The sequence below is a fragment of the Streptomyces sp. NPDC040718 genome, assembly GCF_055593565.1.
The window spans coordinates 212,373-228,236 of the sequence record NZ_JBVIXO010000002.1; the positions used below are offsets into that span (position 1 = coordinate 212,373).

General features: G+C 70.4%; 17 protein-coding genes, 1 tRNA gene and 2 pseudogenes. 8 read left to right on the top strand and 12 right to left on the bottom strand.

Features of this window, described 5'->3' with window-relative positions:
- Positions 1 to 429: 429 nt before the first annotated feature.
- Positions 430 to 1,404, bottom strand: a complete 975-nt coding sequence (locus tag ACZ597_RS06250) for a hypothetical protein (RefSeq protein ID WP_471325667.1) — start codon at positions 1,402 to 1,404, stop codon at positions 430 to 432.
- A 232-nt stretch (positions 1,405 to 1,636) separates the two neighbouring features.
- Here ACZ597_RS06250 and ACZ597_RS06255 point away from each other — a divergent pair, with 232 nt between their 5' ends.
- On the top strand, positions 1,637 to 2,605 hold the full coding sequence (locus tag ACZ597_RS06255) for a Yip1 family protein (protein WP_471325670.1): 969 nt from the start codon (positions 1,637 to 1,639) through the stop codon (positions 2,603 to 2,605).
- A gap of 77 nt (positions 2,606 to 2,682) precedes the next feature.
- Here the strand turns inward: ACZ597_RS06255 and ACZ597_RS06260 are convergent, their stop codons facing one another.
- Positions 2,683 to 3,180 (bottom strand): phosphoribosyltransferase, encoded by a 498-nt coding sequence (locus ACZ597_RS06260; protein ID WP_471325672.1) that lies wholly within the window; start codon positions 3,178 to 3,180, stop codon positions 2,683 to 2,685.
- Complete coding sequence (gene dcd / locus ACZ597_RS06265; RefSeq protein ID WP_471325674.1) at positions 3,177 to 3,764, bottom strand: dCTP deaminase; 588 nt, start codon at positions 3,762 to 3,764, stop codon at positions 3,177 to 3,179. Before dcd ends, ACZ597_RS06260 begins: the two co-directional genes overlap by 4 nt.
- Positions 3,765 to 4,254: 490 nt before the next feature.
- Here dcd and ACZ597_RS06270 point away from each other — a divergent pair.
- From ACZ597_RS06270 to ACZ597_RS06290, 5 genes and pseudogenes are all read left to right on the top strand, one after another.
- Positions 4,255 to 4,325, top strand: a tRNA-Gly gene (locus tag ACZ597_RS06270).
- Between the two features lie 216 nt (positions 4,326 to 4,541).
- On the top strand, positions 4,542 to 5,318 hold the full coding sequence (locus tag ACZ597_RS06275) for a hypothetical protein (protein ID WP_471325676.1): 777 nt from the start codon (positions 4,542 to 4,544) through the stop codon (positions 5,316 to 5,318).
- A 35-nt stretch (positions 5,319 to 5,353) separates the two neighbouring features.
- Positions 5,354 to 6,529 carry a sensor histidine kinase gene (locus ACZ597_RS06280; protein WP_471325678.1) on the top strand — a complete coding sequence of 392 codons (1,176 nt, stop codon included), beginning with the start codon at positions 5,354 to 5,356 and terminating at the stop codon, positions 6,527 to 6,529.
- The gene (locus tag ACZ597_RS06285) at positions 6,526 to 7,218 is read left to right on the top strand and encodes a response regulator (protein ID WP_471325680.1); all 693 of its coding nucleotides are present in this window, start codon (positions 6,526 to 6,528) and stop codon (positions 7,216 to 7,218) included. The genes ACZ597_RS06280 and ACZ597_RS06285 overlap by 4 nt, the downstream gene beginning before the upstream one ends.
- Before the next feature lie 262 nt (positions 7,219 to 7,480).
- Positions 7,481 to 7,720 (top strand): annotated as a pseudogene (locus ACZ597_RS06290) (transposase); the annotation flags it as partial.
- A gap of 59 nt (positions 7,721 to 7,779) precedes the next feature.
- Here the strand turns inward: ACZ597_RS06290 and ACZ597_RS06295 are convergent.
- The 3 genes and pseudogenes from ACZ597_RS06295 to ACZ597_RS06305 all read right to left on the bottom strand — a co-directional run bounded on the left by ACZ597_RS06295 (position 7,780) and on the right by ACZ597_RS06305 (position 8,448).
- Positions 7,780 to 7,857: a hypothetical protein gene (locus tag ACZ597_RS06295; protein ID WP_471326766.1), complete on the bottom strand. Its 78-nt coding sequence runs from the start codon at positions 7,855 to 7,857 to the stop codon at positions 7,780 to 7,782.
- A 107-nt stretch (positions 7,858 to 7,964) separates the two neighbouring features.
- A pseudogene (locus ACZ597_RS06300) lies at positions 7,965 to 8,063 on the bottom strand (VOC family protein); the annotation flags it as partial.
- Positions 8,064 to 8,079: 16 nt separating this feature from the next.
- Positions 8,080 to 8,448 (bottom strand): low affinity iron permease family protein, encoded by a 369-nt coding sequence (locus ACZ597_RS06305; protein WP_471325683.1) that lies wholly within the window; start codon positions 8,446 to 8,448, stop codon positions 8,080 to 8,082.
- 478 nt (positions 8,449 to 8,926) lie between these two features.
- On the opposite strand from ACZ597_RS06305, the gene ACZ597_RS06310 reads away from it, so the two are divergent.
- The gene (locus ACZ597_RS06310) at positions 8,927 to 9,136 is read left to right on the top strand and encodes an early set domain-containing protein (protein ID WP_471325685.1); all 210 of its coding nucleotides are present in this window, start codon (positions 8,927 to 8,929) and stop codon (positions 9,134 to 9,136) included.
- Between the two features lie 87 nt (positions 9,137 to 9,223).
- On the opposite strand, the gene ACZ597_RS06315 is transcribed toward ACZ597_RS06310, so the two are convergent.
- The 6 genes from ACZ597_RS06315 to ACZ597_RS06340 form a co-directional block, all read right to left on the bottom strand.
- Positions 9,224 to 10,006 (bottom strand): ribonuclease BN, encoded by a 783-nt coding sequence (locus ACZ597_RS06315; RefSeq protein WP_471325688.1) that lies wholly within the window; start codon positions 10,004 to 10,006, stop codon positions 9,224 to 9,226.
- 49 nt (positions 10,007 to 10,055) lie between these two features.
- A complete protein-coding gene (locus tag ACZ597_RS06320) occupies positions 10,056 to 10,901 on the bottom strand; it encodes a DUF1206 domain-containing protein (RefSeq protein WP_471325691.1) in 846 nt (281 codons plus the stop codon).
- A 119-nt stretch (positions 10,902 to 11,020) separates the two neighbouring features.
- Positions 11,021 to 11,194, bottom strand: coding sequence for a CsbD family protein (locus tag ACZ597_RS06325; RefSeq protein ID WP_471325694.1), 174 nt, complete (start codon positions 11,192 to 11,194; stop codon positions 11,021 to 11,023).
- A 42-nt stretch (positions 11,195 to 11,236) separates the two neighbouring features.
- Positions 11,237 to 11,656 (bottom strand): hypothetical protein, encoded by a 420-nt coding sequence (locus ACZ597_RS06330; RefSeq protein ID WP_471325696.1) that lies wholly within the window; start codon positions 11,654 to 11,656, stop codon positions 11,237 to 11,239.
- A gap of 162 nt (positions 11,657 to 11,818) precedes the next feature.
- Positions 11,819 to 13,051 (bottom strand): NAD(P)/FAD-dependent oxidoreductase, encoded by a 1,233-nt coding sequence (locus tag ACZ597_RS06335; RefSeq protein WP_471325698.1) that lies wholly within the window; start codon positions 13,049 to 13,051, stop codon positions 11,819 to 11,821.
- 398 nt (positions 13,052 to 13,449) lie between these two features.
- Positions 13,450 to 14,820 carry an FAD-binding oxidoreductase gene (locus ACZ597_RS06340; protein WP_471325701.1) on the bottom strand — a complete coding sequence of 457 codons (1,371 nt, stop codon included), beginning with the start codon at positions 14,818 to 14,820 and terminating at the stop codon, positions 13,450 to 13,452.
- A gap of 152 nt (positions 14,821 to 14,972) precedes the next feature.
- Between ACZ597_RS06340 and ACZ597_RS06345 the strand changes: the two genes are divergently transcribed.
- Positions 14,973 to 15,731, top strand: coding sequence for a winged helix-turn-helix transcriptional regulator (locus ACZ597_RS06345; protein WP_471325703.1), 759 nt, complete (start codon positions 14,973 to 14,975; stop codon positions 15,729 to 15,731).
- Positions 15,732 to 15,864 lie beyond the last annotated feature (133 nt).

Sequence of the window (15,864 nt, forward strand, 5' to 3'; positions counted from 1 at the left end):
TCCGGCCAAGGCCGAGGCGGCGCCGAAGGCCGACGCCGAGCCGAAGGCCGACGCCGAGCCGAAGGCCGAGGACAAGGCCGCCGCGGAGACCGAGGCTGCCGACGACGAGACTCCCGCGGCGAAGCCGGAGACGGACACCGAGGCCGAGGTCACGGCGGAGGCTCCGAACAAGGCCGAGGGCGACGCTCCGGCCGAGGCGGAGGCCCCGGCCAAGGCCGAGGACGAGGCCGAGGCTCCGGTCGAGGCCGACGGACCCGCCGAGGACGAGGCTGCGGCCAAGGACGGGGCTGCGGACGAGGACAAGGCCGAGGCTGCGGCTCCCGCGGCCGACGGCAAGGACGGGGCGAAGCCCGAGGCGGCCAAGTAGCCCCCGCCCGAACACGGCAGTAGGACGGCCGGTCCCCTCAGGGGGACCGGCCGTTCCGCGTATCAGTCGTTGCCGCGGTTCCGGCGGAGCATCGCGAAGCCGAGGCCCGCCGCGCCCGTCGCGGCCATGCCGCCGCCCGCGGCCAGCAGCAGCGGGGTGTCGGCCTTCGGGTCCGAGGGCCCCGCGGCGCCGGCGTTCACGCCGCCCTTCGGGACGGCCCGCTCGATCTTCGACGGCTCCGCCTTCGCCGGCTTCTCCGCCTCGTACCGCTCGATCAGCCTGCCGGTGGAGAAGTCGTACACCCAGCTGTCCCCGCCCCCCTTGCCGTCGATGACGACGAACTTCACGCGCTTCCCGTCCTGGACGAGCTTGTACGTCCAGCCGTCGTTCAGCACGCTCGGGTTCTTCAGGTCGATCGTGCCGAGCACGTTCCCGTTCGGCATGGAGATCTCGGCGCGCTTGCCCTTCGGGCCGTCGACCAGCCGGGCGATCCGCCCGTCCGGCATGGTGATCCGCACCGAGCTCTCCTTCTTGACCTGCGGCTTCGGCTTTGGCTTCGGCTTCTCGACGGGCTTGCGGGAGCCGCCCTCGATCCACGAGGTCACGGTGCCGTTCGGCTGGAGGACCACGTGCAGGCCGTTGTTCTGCCCGTACGCCGGCTTGCCGTTCCTGCTGACCAGGGTGTCCAGCTTGGTGCCACCGGCGAAGACGTCCGCCTGGAAGTGGCCGTCGCCGAGCCTGTAGACCTTGGCGACCGACCCGTCGGCCAGCCTCACGGTGGTGACGTACGCGCGGCCCTTCCCGGGCCGCTCGGCCGGCCGCTCCGCCGTCGGCTTCTCGGACGGCTTCTCGGACGGCTTCTCGGACGGCTCGGCCGTCGGATCCACCACGGGCTGCTCGATCCCCGGCAGCACCTCGGGTTCCGGCACCGTCGGCGAGTCGGCCGAGGCGGACCCGACGGGCAGCGCCAGTACGGCGGCGGCGCCGGTGAGGACTGCGGCGGTACGAAGGGCGGTGCTGCGGCGGGTAGGGCGCATGTCTTGGGCTTCCGTTCTGGTTCGTGACTCCGTGGCGGCGACACCCACGAAGCTACGGACCCGATACGTACGCATTCCGTCGGCTGCGTAACGAACCCCTACAGAAGCTCACGCAACCGTGTAAATCACCCTCCCCCGGCTCCCCCTAGGGGATGTCACAGGTCAGCCGCAAAGGGTGCCCGTTCCGGTGGCCCGGCCACGGCCGCCCGGCGGAGCAGGTACTTTCGATCACGTGGCTGGATTCAGGATCGGACGCGGCAGGGACGACAACCACCCTCCGCAGCAACCCCCGCACACCCCGCGGCAGCAGCCGTACGGTCAGCAGCAGCAAGCGCCGCAGGCACCGTACGGCCATCAGCCCTACCCTCCCTCCGGGCCGCCGCCGCAGCAGCAGTGGCCGGCCCAGGGCGGCGCGGGCGACCACGGCGAGCCGGAGTACTTCGACCCGTACGGGCAGCAGGCCCAGCCGGGCCGCCAGGGCCAGTACTCCCAGCCGCACCCTCACCCGCACCCGCAGCCGCCGCAGGACCCGTACGCGGGCCCGCACGGGGCCTCGTACGCGAACGACCCGGGGTACACCCAGGCCTTCTCGGTCGGCGAGGACCCGTACGGCCAGGGCGCGACCTACCACGCGGGCGCGGCCCCCGCGGCCCCCGCCGGGCCGCGGCTGCACTGGAAGGACCTGCTTCGCGGCCTCGTGCTGCGGCCGGGTCCGACCTTCCTGCAGATGCGCGACTACCCCGTCTGGGGTCCGGCGCTGGTCGTGACCTTCGTCTACGGCATGCTCGCGGTCTTCGGCTTCGACAAGGCCCGCGAGGACGCCATCAAGGCGACCCTCACCCAGGTGATCCCGATCATCCTCAGCGCCGGCGTGGCCTTCGTCCTGTGCGGCCTGATCCTCGGCGCGGTCACCCACACCCTCGCCCGCCAGCTGGGCGGCGACGGCGCGTGGCAGCCGACCGTGGGCCTGTCGATGCTGGTCATGTCCATCACGGACGCGCCGCGCCTGCTGGTGGCGGTGTTCCTGGGCGGCGACAACATGCTCGTGCAGGTGCTGGGCTGGGTGACCTGGCTGGCGGCCGGCGCGCTCTTCACCGCGATGGTCAGCAGGTCGCACGACCTGCCCTGGCAGAAGGCGCTGGGCGCGTCCGCGATCCAGCTGGTCGCGCTGCTCTCGATGATCAAGCTGGGCACGCTCTAGCCGACGCGTACGTGAAGGGCCCGCCGCGCGGTCGCGCGGCGGGCCCTTCACGTACGCGGTGGTGTCCGTGTCCTCGGTCAGGCGTCGAGGACCTGGCCCTCGCGCTTCACCACGGGCGGCTGGACCGACCAGGGGAACTCGATCCAGTCGTCGGTGCGCTTCCACACGTACTCGCACTGCACGAGCGAGTGGGACTTCTCGTAGATGACGGCGGAGCGCACCTCGGCGACGTGGCCGAGGCAGAAGTCGTGGACGAGCTTGAGCGTCTTGCCCGTGTCGGCGACGTCGTCGGCGATCAGGACCTTCTTGTTCGTGAAGTCGATCGCCTCGGGCACGGGCGCCAGCATGACCGGCATCTCCAGCGTGGTGCCCACGCCGGTGTAGAACTCCACGTTCACCAGGTGGATGTTCTTGCAGTCGAGCGCGTACGCCAGACCGCCGGCGACGAACACGCCGCCGCGGGCGATGCTCAGGATGATGTCCGGCTCGTAGCCGTCGTCGGCGATGGTCTGCGCCAGCTCGCGGACGGCGTTGCCGAACCCCTCGTAGGTCAGGTTCTCGCGTACTTCGCTCATGCCTCGTGCCTCACCTGGGTGCGGTGGAAGTTCTGGAAGGAGCGCGAGGCGGTCGGCCCGCGCTGCCCCTGGTACCTGGAGCCGTACCGCTCGCTGCCGTACGGGAACTCCGCGGGCGAGCTGAGGCGGAACATGCACAGCTGCCCGATCTTCATGCCCGGCCAGAGCTTGATCGGAAGGGTGGCCAGGTTCGACAGCTCCAGGGTCACGTGCCCCGAGAACCCGGGGTCGATGAATCCGGCCGTCGAATGCGTCACCAGACCCAGGCGGCCCAGGCTGGACTTCCCCTCCAGCCTGGAGGCGATGTCCTCGGGCAGCGAGATGACCTCGTACGTCGAGGCGAGCACGAACTCACCCGGATGCAGGATGAACGCCTCGTCGCCCTCGGGTTCGACCATGCGGGTCAGGTCGGGCTGCTCGATGGCGGGGTCGATGTGCGCATAGCGGTGGTTCTCGAAGACCCGGAAGAACCGGTCGAGACGCACATCGATGCTGGAGGGCTGCACCATCGACTCCTCGAACGGGTCAATGCGAACCCGTCCGCTGTCGATCTCGGCCCGGATGTCTTTGTCGGAGAGAAGCACGCCCCGAGGATACGCAGAGCGCGCGGGCCACCCCCAATCGAGAAGGGTCCCCGCGCGCCCGCCTACCGTCCTGCGCCTACCGTCCTGCCGCCCCGCGTACTACCGCTTGACGCCGGCGACGGGCACCGCGTGCCTCAGCCGCGCGCACCGCGGACACCGCAGCAGCCGCCCGGGCCCGATCCGGCCGGCACCGAGGTGCTGCAACGGGAACGAAGCGGTGTTGAAAACATGCCCTTCGGCACAACGGACGACTGTGTGCTCCATCGAGTCCCTTTCCCCAACGAGCCGTAACGCGATGAATCGCCACATTAGGGGATGATCGGGACCCACTCCAGCCGCCGCTCCGCACCCCCACGGTACGCCCCAACTCCCGCCCCCACGAACCCTCCTGCGATGCGGAGGCGACGCCGACCCGGACGGGAGAATTCACCGGGGGTCGATCATGGGGTACAGTGTGCAACGGTAGGGATCCAGGCAACTGGCCCACCTTGCGGATGTAGTTTAATGGTAGAACATGAGCTTCCCAAGCTTATAGCGCGGGTTCGATTCCCGTCATCCGCTCTTGAACGAAGGCCCAGGTCAGCGACCTGGGCCTTCGTCGTTGTCTAGACCTATTCAGGAGTCGCGCACCACTAGCGCACCATTGTCCCGCCCGGTGTCGGACCGTGGTCTGACACCGGGGCTGGGGAGAAGGGCATCGTCGGACCTGGGGCCGATGCCGGGAAGCGGACCGTGCTCCGACGCGGCGGGGCCCTTGCGGGCGGGATCGTTCACGGCATGACGACCATACGGAGCACACCCCTCGTAGACGACACCGCCGTCCCGGCGAAGGCCCGGCTGCTGCCGATGGAGTGGTCGGGCTTTCCCGGGCGTTGGGCGGGCGGGGTCTCGCTGGTCACCGGGCCGCTACTCCTGGGCACCGGAGTCCTGTTGAGACTTCCGTTCCACTTCTTCTACCCCGAGCAGCTCGCCGCCCGCGTCGAGCACCCCGGCCTGATCGCGGCCTCCTACGGCGCCTTCGCCGCCGGAACCGTCCTGCTCTGGCCCGCCCTGGCCGCACTCGCCTCCCGCATCGGCCACCGCAGCCCCGGACTGGCCCTGTGGGGCGGGATCTTCGGCGTCCTCGGGCTCTTCGCTCGGACCTTCCACGTCGGCGTGGACCACCTCGCCTTCCAGCTCGCCGACCGGCAAGGCGCCGAGGCCGCAACCCGGTTCGTCGGCGAGACGTACGGCGCCTTCCACATCTTCAGCGCCCTCAACCTTGCGATCATGGGCGGCTGGCTGCTCCTCGCCATCGGCGCCTGGCGGGCCCGGATACTCGGCCCGGTACGCGCCCTCGCCCTCGCGGCGGCCGCCGCGCTGCCGCTCGGCGTGCTCAAGGGCACCACTCCGCTGTCGGTCGTGGCTGTCGCCGGACTCTGCGTCGCCCTCGTCCCGCTGGGTGCCACCGTCCTTCGCGACGGCCCGGCACCGCGCCGGGCCGCCGTGCTGTGCTGGACCGCCGCGGTGATCACGGCCCTCGCGGTCATGACCGTTGCCGGTCAGGTTGGTTGACGATGTACGGCCGGTTGACGATGTACGGTCGGGCCATGCGTCTCCTCCGGCGACCGCACGACAGCCGTCTCCTCGCACTCGACGCGACAGCCGCGATCCTGATCGCTGCCACGTACGCCGGTTTCGCCCGGATGTCCGGCAGCGTCACCCAGCCCGCCTACACCGGACCGGTGTGGGCGGGCCTGCTCGTGGCCGCAGCGGTCGGCCTCCCGGTCGCGGGCCGCCGGCGGTGGCCCGTGCCGGCCGCGCTGACGGCCGTTGCCGGAGCCGTCGCCGCCACCCTCCTGGACATCACGCGCGAGCCGTACCTCGCGGTCGGCCTCACCCTCTACGCGGTCGCCCTCACCCGGGCCCCCCGCCACTCCGTACCGGTGCTGGCCGCCACACTCACCGCTTCGGCGGCTGCCGTGCTCACCGGGGAGGCCGTGGTCACCCCGGCCGAGAGCTGGAGCGGGGCGGCCGGTGTCGCCGCCATCGTCTGGCTGGTCCTGGGCGGCGGCTGGGCGGCGGGCTTCGCGGTGCGCGCCCGCCGAGCCCGGGAAGCGGACCACGCCGCCCGCCAGAGCGAACGTGCCATCGTCGAGGAACGTCTGAGGATCGCACGCGAGTTGCATGACATCGTGTCGCACAGCCTCAGCCTGATCGCCGTGAAAGCGGGCGTCGCCGGTCACGTCGCCCAGCACCGCCCGGAGGAGGCTGTGGACGCCCTGCGTGTCATCGACCAGACCAGCCGCGCCGCCATGACCGACATGCGACGCGCCCTTGGCGTGCTGCGCGCCGACGCCGGCGCCGTCGACGTACCGCTGGGCCCGACGCCCGGCATCGACGCCCTCCCCCTGCTGGCCGATCAGGCCCGACGGGCCGGCGTGGCGGTGGAGCTCGCGGTCCGGGTCCCGGACGAAGGTCTGCCCGCCGGAATCTCCTCGGCCGTTCACCGGATCGTCCAGGAGTCCCTCACCAACGCGGTGAAGCACGCGGCCCCCGCACGCTGCCGGGTGACGGTCGAGGCGGACCCCCGCGAGGTGCGCATCGATGTCACGGACGACGGCGTCCGCGGCCCCGACCGCGCGCCGCCGGGCGGGCACGGCCTGGTGGGCATGCGGGAGCGGGTGATGACGTACGGCGGGACATTCAGCGCGGGCCCTCGTACCGAGGGTGGCTTCATGGTCTCCGCCCGCCTGCCCCGGGACGGCGCGAGGAGGACCGAATGACCGACGCGACCCGGGTACTCGTCGTCGACGACCAGGTGTTGCTGCGGGGCTCCTTCCGGATCCTCGTCGACAACGAGCCCGGTCTCACTGCCGTCGGAGAGGCGGGTGACGGGGCCGAAGCCATCGAACTGGCCCGCCTGCACCGACCGGACGTGGTCCTGATGGACGTTCGGATGCCCGTCATGGACGGCATCGAGGCAACCCGGCAGATCTGCGGCTCCCCGGAGACCGCCGGGGTACGGGTGCTGATCCTGACCACGTTCGACCTCGACGAGTACGTCTACGCGGCCCTACGGGCCGGTGCCTCCGGCTTCCTCCTCAAGGACGCCCCTCCGGCGGAGGTTCTGGCCGCCATCCGGGTCGTCGCCGCGGGCGACTCCCTGCTGGCTCCGTCCGTCACGCGCCGCTTGATCGAGGACTTCACCAGCAGGCGCGACCCGGCCCCGAGCCGGGGTCCCGCCCCGCTGACGGGAGTGACGGAGCGGGAGCGCGAGGTCCTCGAGCTGATCGCGCGGGGCCTGTCGAATGACGAGATCGCAGCGCGTCTGCACCTGAGCATGGGCACGGTGAAGACCCACATCGGCCGCCTCCTGGCCAAGCTGGGCGCCCGCGACCGCGCCCAGCTGGTGATAGCGGCGTACGAGTCCGGAGTCGTGTCGGCCTCCGACGGTGGCCTGGGAACGCGCTGAGAGACGGCCCTGACCCACGCAGGTACCAGAACGCTGCCGCCTGAACATCCACTCGGCGAGCAGGACCAGAACACTGCCGCTCTCCGTGCGGCCGGCCCGTGCCCTATCCGTGCCCTTCCGAGCGGTTAACAGCGGTCAATACGGGTACGGGCAGCCCCTCGCGAAAGGGTGTTTGGCGGGCTATCTGCGCAGGTCAGACGTCATACGAATGTCTTGCGCGGCATAGATTCCCAAGCTTATAGCGCGGGTTCGATTCCCGTCAAAAAACAGGGGCGTGTCCGATATCTGCATGCTCGTCTGCGACGGGCTGAAGGGCCTCCCGGACGCCATCGAGACGGTCTGGCCCCAGGCCATCACGCAAACATGCGTGGTCCACCTGCTGCCGGCCTCGTTCCGATACGCGGCCCGGCAGGACTGGGACAAGATCTCGAAAGCGCTGAAGCCCGTCTACACCGCGGCGACCGAGGAAGCCGCCACCGAGCGGTTCCTGGAGTTCCGCGAACGACCCAGCGCCGGAAGGCCGCCCTCAACGCCTTCGACATCACCTTCGACGGACGACTCTCAGCCGCCCGCCGCTGAACTGTCCCGGGCGATCCAGTCCAGGTACTCGGTGCGGCCGGCGTCGATTGCGAACGCGATGACCTCCGGCGAGTCGTAAGGGCGGTTGCCGGTCGGCGGTCGTACGGAACGTCACCTGATATTCGGTGCCCTCGGAGACCTCGCCGAGGTGCCGGTACGTCGCCGGGGTCAGTGGCCAGCACCGAGCGTTCCGTGCCGAAGGAGAGCGGACCGACCGCCACGGTGGCGCCGCGCTCGCGGATTCTTGCGGCGGTCACGTACGCGTCCGCATCACGGCGTATCTCAGGAGTCCTCCTCCATACCAATAGCCTCCTCAAGTGAGTCGAATACCTCACCGGTGGTACGTCGGCGTTCCTCCAGCAGCGCCAGCGCAATCGCGTCGAGTTTGCGCTGGATGGCACGGTCCGCCCGCCGCTCGGCATTCTTGAGGAGGGCCAACAGCAGCAGAGTCACCGACACCATGCTGTCTCCGACAAGAAGCTGCCAGCTCAGTGGCAAACCCGCTGCATGGACCCCGATGAAGGCTCCGACGAGCAGCAGACAGAACGAAAAGAACACAGGGGAGCTCGTCAGATTCGACGCTCGCTCCGCGAGGCGTTCGAACGGGCCTCGCCCTTTGCTTCCCCGTTCGGAAGGGTGCTGCAGAGTCATACTCCGTGGGTACCGCAGGAGGACCTGGACCGCACCTCGCCAGTGGACCCAGAGCGGGACGTACAGGGAAACCACAAGGGCCAGCATCGGGGACAGGCTCGCCCAGCGAGTGCACCGAGAGGTGAGGCGGGGCAGTGCAGAGCCCGGCCGGGCTCTGGCTTCGTGGACGATGCCTTTTCAGAGCTCGTCGCCGCGCAGCGGGTCCTCTTCGCGGCGGCGTTCGGATTCCCTCCCCGCCACGCTGGCACGACGCATCACGGTTCGCGCCATTTCGGCTACGGATCGTGGCGGGAGGGTGATGTCTACGGCCTGGTACGAGGTGCCGGAATGCGGGCTGGGGGTCCGGTGGCGAGGATGAGGGGGCAACCCCGCCCGCCCCCGGGCAGCCGATTCCGATGCTGGAGCGCACGCTGCGCGAGGACCCACCGAGGTCACCTTCATCCTTCCCGCCGACACCCCGCCCGGGCCGGTCAGCGTGGTGGGCGACTTCAACGACTGGCAGCCCGGCGTTCACACCCTGCGCTCGCGCAAGGACGGGAAACGGGCCGTCACGGTCGAGCTGCCCAGCGAGAGCACCCACTCCTTCCGGCACCTGGCGGCCGGTGACTACTGGTTCAACGACGAGAGCGCCGGCGACCATGACGGCCCCAACAGCCGCCTGCACACCCAATCAGACCAAGCGGTGTGACGCGGGGCAGCCGGATGCGTTGAGAGTGGCGACACCTGTCGCTGCACGGCCCGGTGAGGTGGACGAAGAATGCGGTAGATCCGAGCCTCACCCCCGGCGTTTCAGCGCCCGTGACAGGCGGGGGAGCTCGTCGTGGAGCAGTCGGCCGGCCAGCGCCCCGCCGAACACGACGACGCCCACGCCGACCAGCCAGGACTGGATGACCAGGACGGTTCCGAACGGGCCGTAGCTGACGGCGCTGGATGCGATCAGCGGTGAGAACACGAGCCGGGAGAAGAGCCTGAGGCCGAGCAGCCCGAGCATGGTGGCGACCGCCCCGGGCAGCAGGGTGGCCCAGGCGATGCGGCCGCCGAGCAGGAGGCGCTGGGACCACCAGAAGAACAGGGTGCCGCTCACCACCGTGACCACCCCGCGGGCCGTGGAATCCCGCCACAGGGGTGTGATCGCGGACAGGAAGAGGACTCCGATGAGGACGGCGAGCCACATCACGTGCCGCCACCTGGCCCACCAGCGGGCCGGGGGCAGGTCCCAGATCTTCTCGTAGCCGCTCTGCACCACCGCCCCGAACGACAGACCGAATACGGCGAGCACGGCGAGGCCGAACGCCGTCGTGGTCCGCCACGCCTGGCCCGGCAGGGCGAACAACCGCTCGATCTCCCCTCTGGCGGCCGTCGAGACGCCGAGCCCGTCTCCCAGCCACTGCGCGAACCCCCGTCCGCTCGCCGGATCGGCCGCGGACACCACGATCAACAGCGGCACCAGCGTCAGGAACCCGAGCGCCGCGAAACCCAACGAAAGCTGCCACAGGTCGACATCGCTGCCCCGCCCCCACCTACGCCCGGCCCGCGAGCGTCTGATCGCGCTGCGCAAGCGCCCGAACGGAGACAAGCGGCCCACGGCATCGGACGAGATGCCCTCGCTAGGGCACACCTGGGCGCGTCTCCGAGCCCGGGGCCCCCGTCGGCTGCTCCGCCGAGGCGCCGTGCTCAGGGGCTTTGCGCCAGCGGGCTTCGCAGAACGAGTAGAGGCCGAACAGCAGGAGGCCCACCGCCGCGGCGATCAGCAGCACGGGCCCGGCGGGTGTGGTGGCGAACGAACGCAGCGTCTCGTCCATGCCCTTGGCTTCGCCGGGATCGAACCGCACCGCGGCCAGCACGACGAACAGCCCGGCCACCACCGCGACCACACCGGTCGCCACGCCGCCGACGATGCCCAGCCCCGCGACGACCCTCCGCGTCGCCGGGCTCATCTCGCCCGTCCGGAGATTCTCCTCGAATTTCCGCATCAGGCTCCGGACCACGATCACCACGCCGACGATGACCAGGACGGCTCCGACCACACCGACGAGCACCCGCCCGAAGGGCCAGGTCAGCACCCTCGCGGTGTAGTCCTTCGACGTCTCATCGCCGGCACGACCCCCGGCGGACCCGCCGACCAGCGCGGTCTGCACCACCCCGATACAGATCACGGCGTAGAAGACCGCCAACCCCATAGAGCCCAGGCGCCGGGTCCACTTGTCACCGCCCGACACCGCCTGTCCGAACGCGGCCTCGGACAGCCGCCACAGCGCCATAGCCGCCAGCCCCACCACCAGCGCCCACAGCAGCACCCGGCCGAACGGCTGCTCCCCGATGATCCGCACCGCACCGGACCGGTCGGCCTCCTTGCCACTGTCACCGCCGAAACCCATCTGCACGGCCAGCAGCCCCACCAGTACGTAGATCACGCCCCGCGCACAGAGCCCAACCCTGGACAGGACCTCCATGGCGCGACTGTTGGACATACGCCGCCCCTGGGACCTGGCCTGGGAGACGCTGCCTTTCCTGATGGCCATACGTGGCACCTCCGGGGCCCTGCCGTGAGGCGGCAGGGCGGGCGCAGTGGTCAGTGCTTGAAGGCGTCCTTGATCTTCGCCCCGGCCTGCTTGGCGTTGCCCTTGATCTGGTCACCGCGGCCTTCAGCCCGCAGGTGCCAGCTACCGGTGACACGGCCGACGGTCTTCTTGGCGCCGCCCTTGACCGCCTCGGCCTTGTGCGCGATCTTCTTGCCGATACCCATCGCTGGCCACCCTTCGTAAGTCGTGCGCCGGTACGTGGCGGCCTACCGGGGCTCCGATCGGTGCTTGAACGGGTTGAGCCCCCTGCGGTGCTCGCCGTCCGGGTTGGGCTCTCGCGCACCCGTCGCGGGCGGGCGGGCGATGCCGCGCTGGTCGACGACGTCTTCGCGCCCCTGGTCGGCAGCGGCCGTCTCGCGGTGCGTGGTGCGTCCGGGGCGTGCGTCACGGACGCGGTGAGAGGTACGGCGGCGGGCACCGGCCAGGAGGAGGCTCAGCCCGAGCAGGGCCACGGCTCCCACGATGATGCCGTAGAGGAAGAGGGTGCCGGTGGAGCCGGTGACCTCGTAGTCGAATACGGAGAATCCGCCGGTCAGCTCGTGGGCGCTGCCGTCGTTGGTAACGACGCCGGCCACACCGACGACCAGAGCGGCGATCAGGAGGATGAGTCCGAGGATGACGAGCATGGCGCACTCCAGAGGTGTCTTTCCAAGGTAGGACTGTCCTGCCCGGGAAGCCACCATCAGGGGGGGCAGATCTCGATCTCTCTACGCCTCCCGTGCCAGATCCGCCGATGACGACGCGCCATACCGGTCAAGGCGGTCAGGCCGCGTTCCCCGGATGGCCGCTCATCCGTTCCTCATCCGTTCCTCCATGTGTCCGAAAAACACCTCGGGCGGCGTCACTCCAGCCGTCACCCTGGCGAACTCGTCCTGCGCCGACGGGCTCTGGGACACCGCGAGGAGCAGCTGCTCCATCTCGGGAGGCGGCGGCTCCAACGTTGCGAACTCCGCCGTGAATTCGTACATGCTCATGACCTGGGCATCCCTGCCCTCCTGGGTCGCCCGCATGGCTTCGTCGAAGGGCTGCCGTCCGTCGAGCGTGTCGTCCAGTGCCCGGGCGCACCGCTCCGCATCCCGGAAGGCGTCCTGGATGCCCTGGGCGGTGATGGGGTCCTTCAGGTATCCGGCATCGCCGACCAGCACCCAGCCCGGGCCGTAGGGCTTGCGGAAGTAGTTGGGGATGGCCATGCCCAGGAAGCGCTCGGCCCGGGTGGCGGCCGAGACCCGCTCGGCGAAGGCCGGCGCCAGGGCCAGGGTCGCAAGGTAATTGCCTTCGATGTCCGCGCGGTTGGCCTCGAAGTCACGCATCGGCCAGGCGCAGATGAGCAGTGTCAGATCGTCGTTGGTGGGCCAGGCGGCGAAGGCCCGGTCCCCGCGGTCGTACGCCTCGAACGTCCCGCCCATCGGAAGCCCGGACCAGTAGGTGTAGTAATAGGCGTTGATCTTCGGTTTCTCCGCGTACCCGACGGCGCCCACGGCCTTCGCGACCGACGAGTGGAGTCCGTCCGCTCCCACGACGAACCGGGCGTACTCGGTGACGGTCCTCCCGTCCCTGCCGTGGCCCTTGATGCCGGTCACCGTGTCCCCGTCGGTCAAGATCTCCTCGACGGTGAACCCCTGGCGCACCTCGGCACCGGACTCCGCCGCAGCGTCGATGAGGATCTCGTCCAGGACGGTGCGTCGTGGTGCGTACGAGGCGTCGAAGCCCTCTCCGGCCGGCGAACCCACGATGGTGAAGGGGCCGAGGTCGAACGCGTAGGTGTCGATGGGCGGGCAACCGGTCTCGACCACCCGATCCAGCAACCCCCAACGCTCCAGCGCGGCGAGGCCCGGCGGGTGGATCAGATGGGTGGAGATCGTGTCGCTCGGAAACGTCGCCCGGTCGACCAGGAGGACCCTGTGTCCGAGGCGGGCGAGAAGCATCGCGGTCGGCGCCCCGGCGCAGCGTCCACCGACGACGATCACGTCGTGGTCACGGGTGCCGGTGTCGGTGCCGGTCGCACTGGCTGCACTGCTCATGGCCCCACCTGCCCGTCGGTCGGCACCGCCCTCCCGGCTCATGAGTCCGGTGGACCAGGAGCCTGGTCCACCCCTCGTCGCGATGCGGTTTCGCCCCCTTCCACGCTAGACCAGACCCGCCTTCGGGGCCCGCCGGAGCACGGTCGGTACGGAAGCCCAGGGAAGGGCGTCCCGGTCAACCTGCCCGCCCGACGACGTCCGGCTCCAGTGGGATCGCCCTGGGCGCGACCGGTCACACGCCGGACCTGTTCGCGGACCGGGCCGGAGGCCGTCCCGACCGGAGGCGCCTGCTCCCGCGGCACGCGCGTACCTGGGGTCCCGTTGACGGACTCCCCGCAAAGGCCCAGGTCAACGACCGGGGCCTTGTTTGTTGCCGGACCTCTGAGGGCGGGCGACCGTCAGTCGGGGCGGATGTTCTTGTTGTGGTGGAAGGCGTTGTCGGGGTCGTACTTGGCCTTGACCTCCGCGAGTCGCCGGTAGGTCCGTTCGCCGTAGGCCTCACGGACGCGGCTGGGGTCGTCGTCGGAGTCGAGGAAGTTGACGTAGACGCCGGCGCCGCGGTGCGGTTGGAGGGCTTGGAGGAACCGCCGTGCCCAGGCGGTCTCGGTCGCGGCGTGCTCTCCGGCCTCGTCGGGGAGCCACACGCCGTCGATGACGATGTTGTGGGCCACGTCGCGGCCCGCGTAGGCGGTGGCGTCGTGCGGGACCCGGGCCACGGCGCCGCCCATGTGGAACATCGCCGTGTAGGAACGGGGCGAGCGGGCACCGTAGGCCTGCTCGGCGATGACGTCGATGGTGGCGTCGGAGAGGCCGGTGAGGTTCGCGGACTTCCAGTAGTAGTGCCAGCCGTGGCGGACGGTGTCGTCGAGGCCGCTCTGGAAGGCGGCGTACGGCGTGGGCCCCGGGAGGTCCACGAGAGGTGTACGGAACCGGCGCAGGGCCCGCACCGCGCGCTCGCCGTCCTCGACGGCGCCGGAGTAGCAGCAGGCGACGGCGACGGCCTGAAGCCCGTGCAGGCCTTCTGGGATGGCGGGCAGCGGGGGTACGGTGCCGAGCCTGACCACCGTGCCTAGTTCCTCGGGCGCCTCGGCGGCGAAGTCCCGGTAGAAGCGCAGTACGTCCACGGTGTCCTCGGCCGCCCAGAAGACGGGCCCGGCCAGCACCGTCGGGCCGAGGGGATGCAGGGCGAACCGGAACGAGGTGACGGCACCGAAGTTGCCGCCGCCGCCTCGCAGGGCCCAGAACAGGTCGGGGTGCTCGTCGGCGGCCGCCCGGACGACGCCGCCGTCGGCTGTCACCACCTCCGCGGCCAGGAGGTTGTCGACGGCGAGCCCGTACCTGCGCATGAGGAAGCCGAGGCCGCCGCCGAGGGTGAGCCCGGCGACACCGGTGTGACTCACGATGCCACCGGTGGTGGCCAGACCGTGGGCCTGCGTCGCGTGGTCGACGTCGCCCCACAGCGCGCCGCCCCGCACCCGTGCCGTGCGGCCGACGGGGTCGACCGCCACGGCACGCATCTGCGACAGGTCGATGACGATGCCGTCGTCGCACACCGCGGTGCCGGCCACATTGTGCCCACCGCCCCGTACCGCGATCTCCAGGTCGCGCTCGCGCGCGAAGCGCACGGCCGCGGCCACGTCGGCGGTTTCGCCGCATCGGGCGATCAGCCGGGGGTGACGGTCGACAGCGCCGTTCCACACGGCCCGGGCGGTGTCGAAGTCGGCGTGGCCGACACTGATCAGCCGGCCCCGGAACCCGTCGATCTTCATCGCGGTCGCCTCCTCGCTCAGGTGGCCAACCTGCCTGCCGGCCGGTCAACGGTCCTACAGTCCCGAGGCCTCCATCGCACCACTGCGGGCCGTGGCCGGGAAGTCAAGAATCTGGACTTCACACCCGCAGGCAGCGGCGCGACACTGGTCTGGTGCGGAGTTACGGCCAGTACTGTCCGATCGCCCGCGGTGCCGAGATCTTCGCCGAGCGCTGGACACCGCTGATCGTCCGCAACCTCTACCTGGGCTGCGGAAGCTTCAGCGAGATCCTGGAAGGCGCGCCCGGGCTCTCCCGCACCCTGCTCTCACAGCGGCTCAAGCAACTCGAACGACTCGGGATCGTCGCATCGGCGCCCAAGCCCGAGGGACACGGGCACCACTACACGCTCACGCCCGCGGGTCTCGACCTCTTCAAGGTCTGCGGATCGCTCGGCGAGTGGGGCGCCCGCTGGCTGGAGATCGCCCCCGAGCACCTGGATCCCTTCGTGGCCCTGTGGTCGATGTGCAACGCGCTGCGCCGAGACCGCCTCCCGGACCGGCGCCTCGTCATCCGCTTCGACTTCACCGGCCCCCGGCGCGACGAGCGGTACTGGCTGCTGATCGAGCACGGGGACACCGAGATCTGCAAGACGTACCCCGGAGTCGACGAGGACCTCTACATCACGGCGGAATCCGAAGCCTTCGTCAAATGGCATGCCGGCCAGCTCACTTGGTCCGAGGCCACGGGCGACCAACGCATCCGGCTCCACGGTCCCTCCGGCCTCGTACGGGCCTTCCCGACCTGGAACGCCCGCAGCATGTTCGCCCACATCAAACCGGTCTCCCGACCCGCGGCGAGCCCGGCAGCCGGAGATCCCCGCCGGGCCCTCCCAAGAGTCCCTGCAGTACTCGCCGAAGGAACCCCGGAATAGATCACGACCTGCGACTATGCGAGGTCGGACCAGGCCGCCCAGGCTGCCGCCGAGATGCCCGCCTCGACCCCCTTCGAGGAAGCTCTCGACGGCGGTGTCCCGGAAACACAGGAACTACGCGGACGAGCAGCCC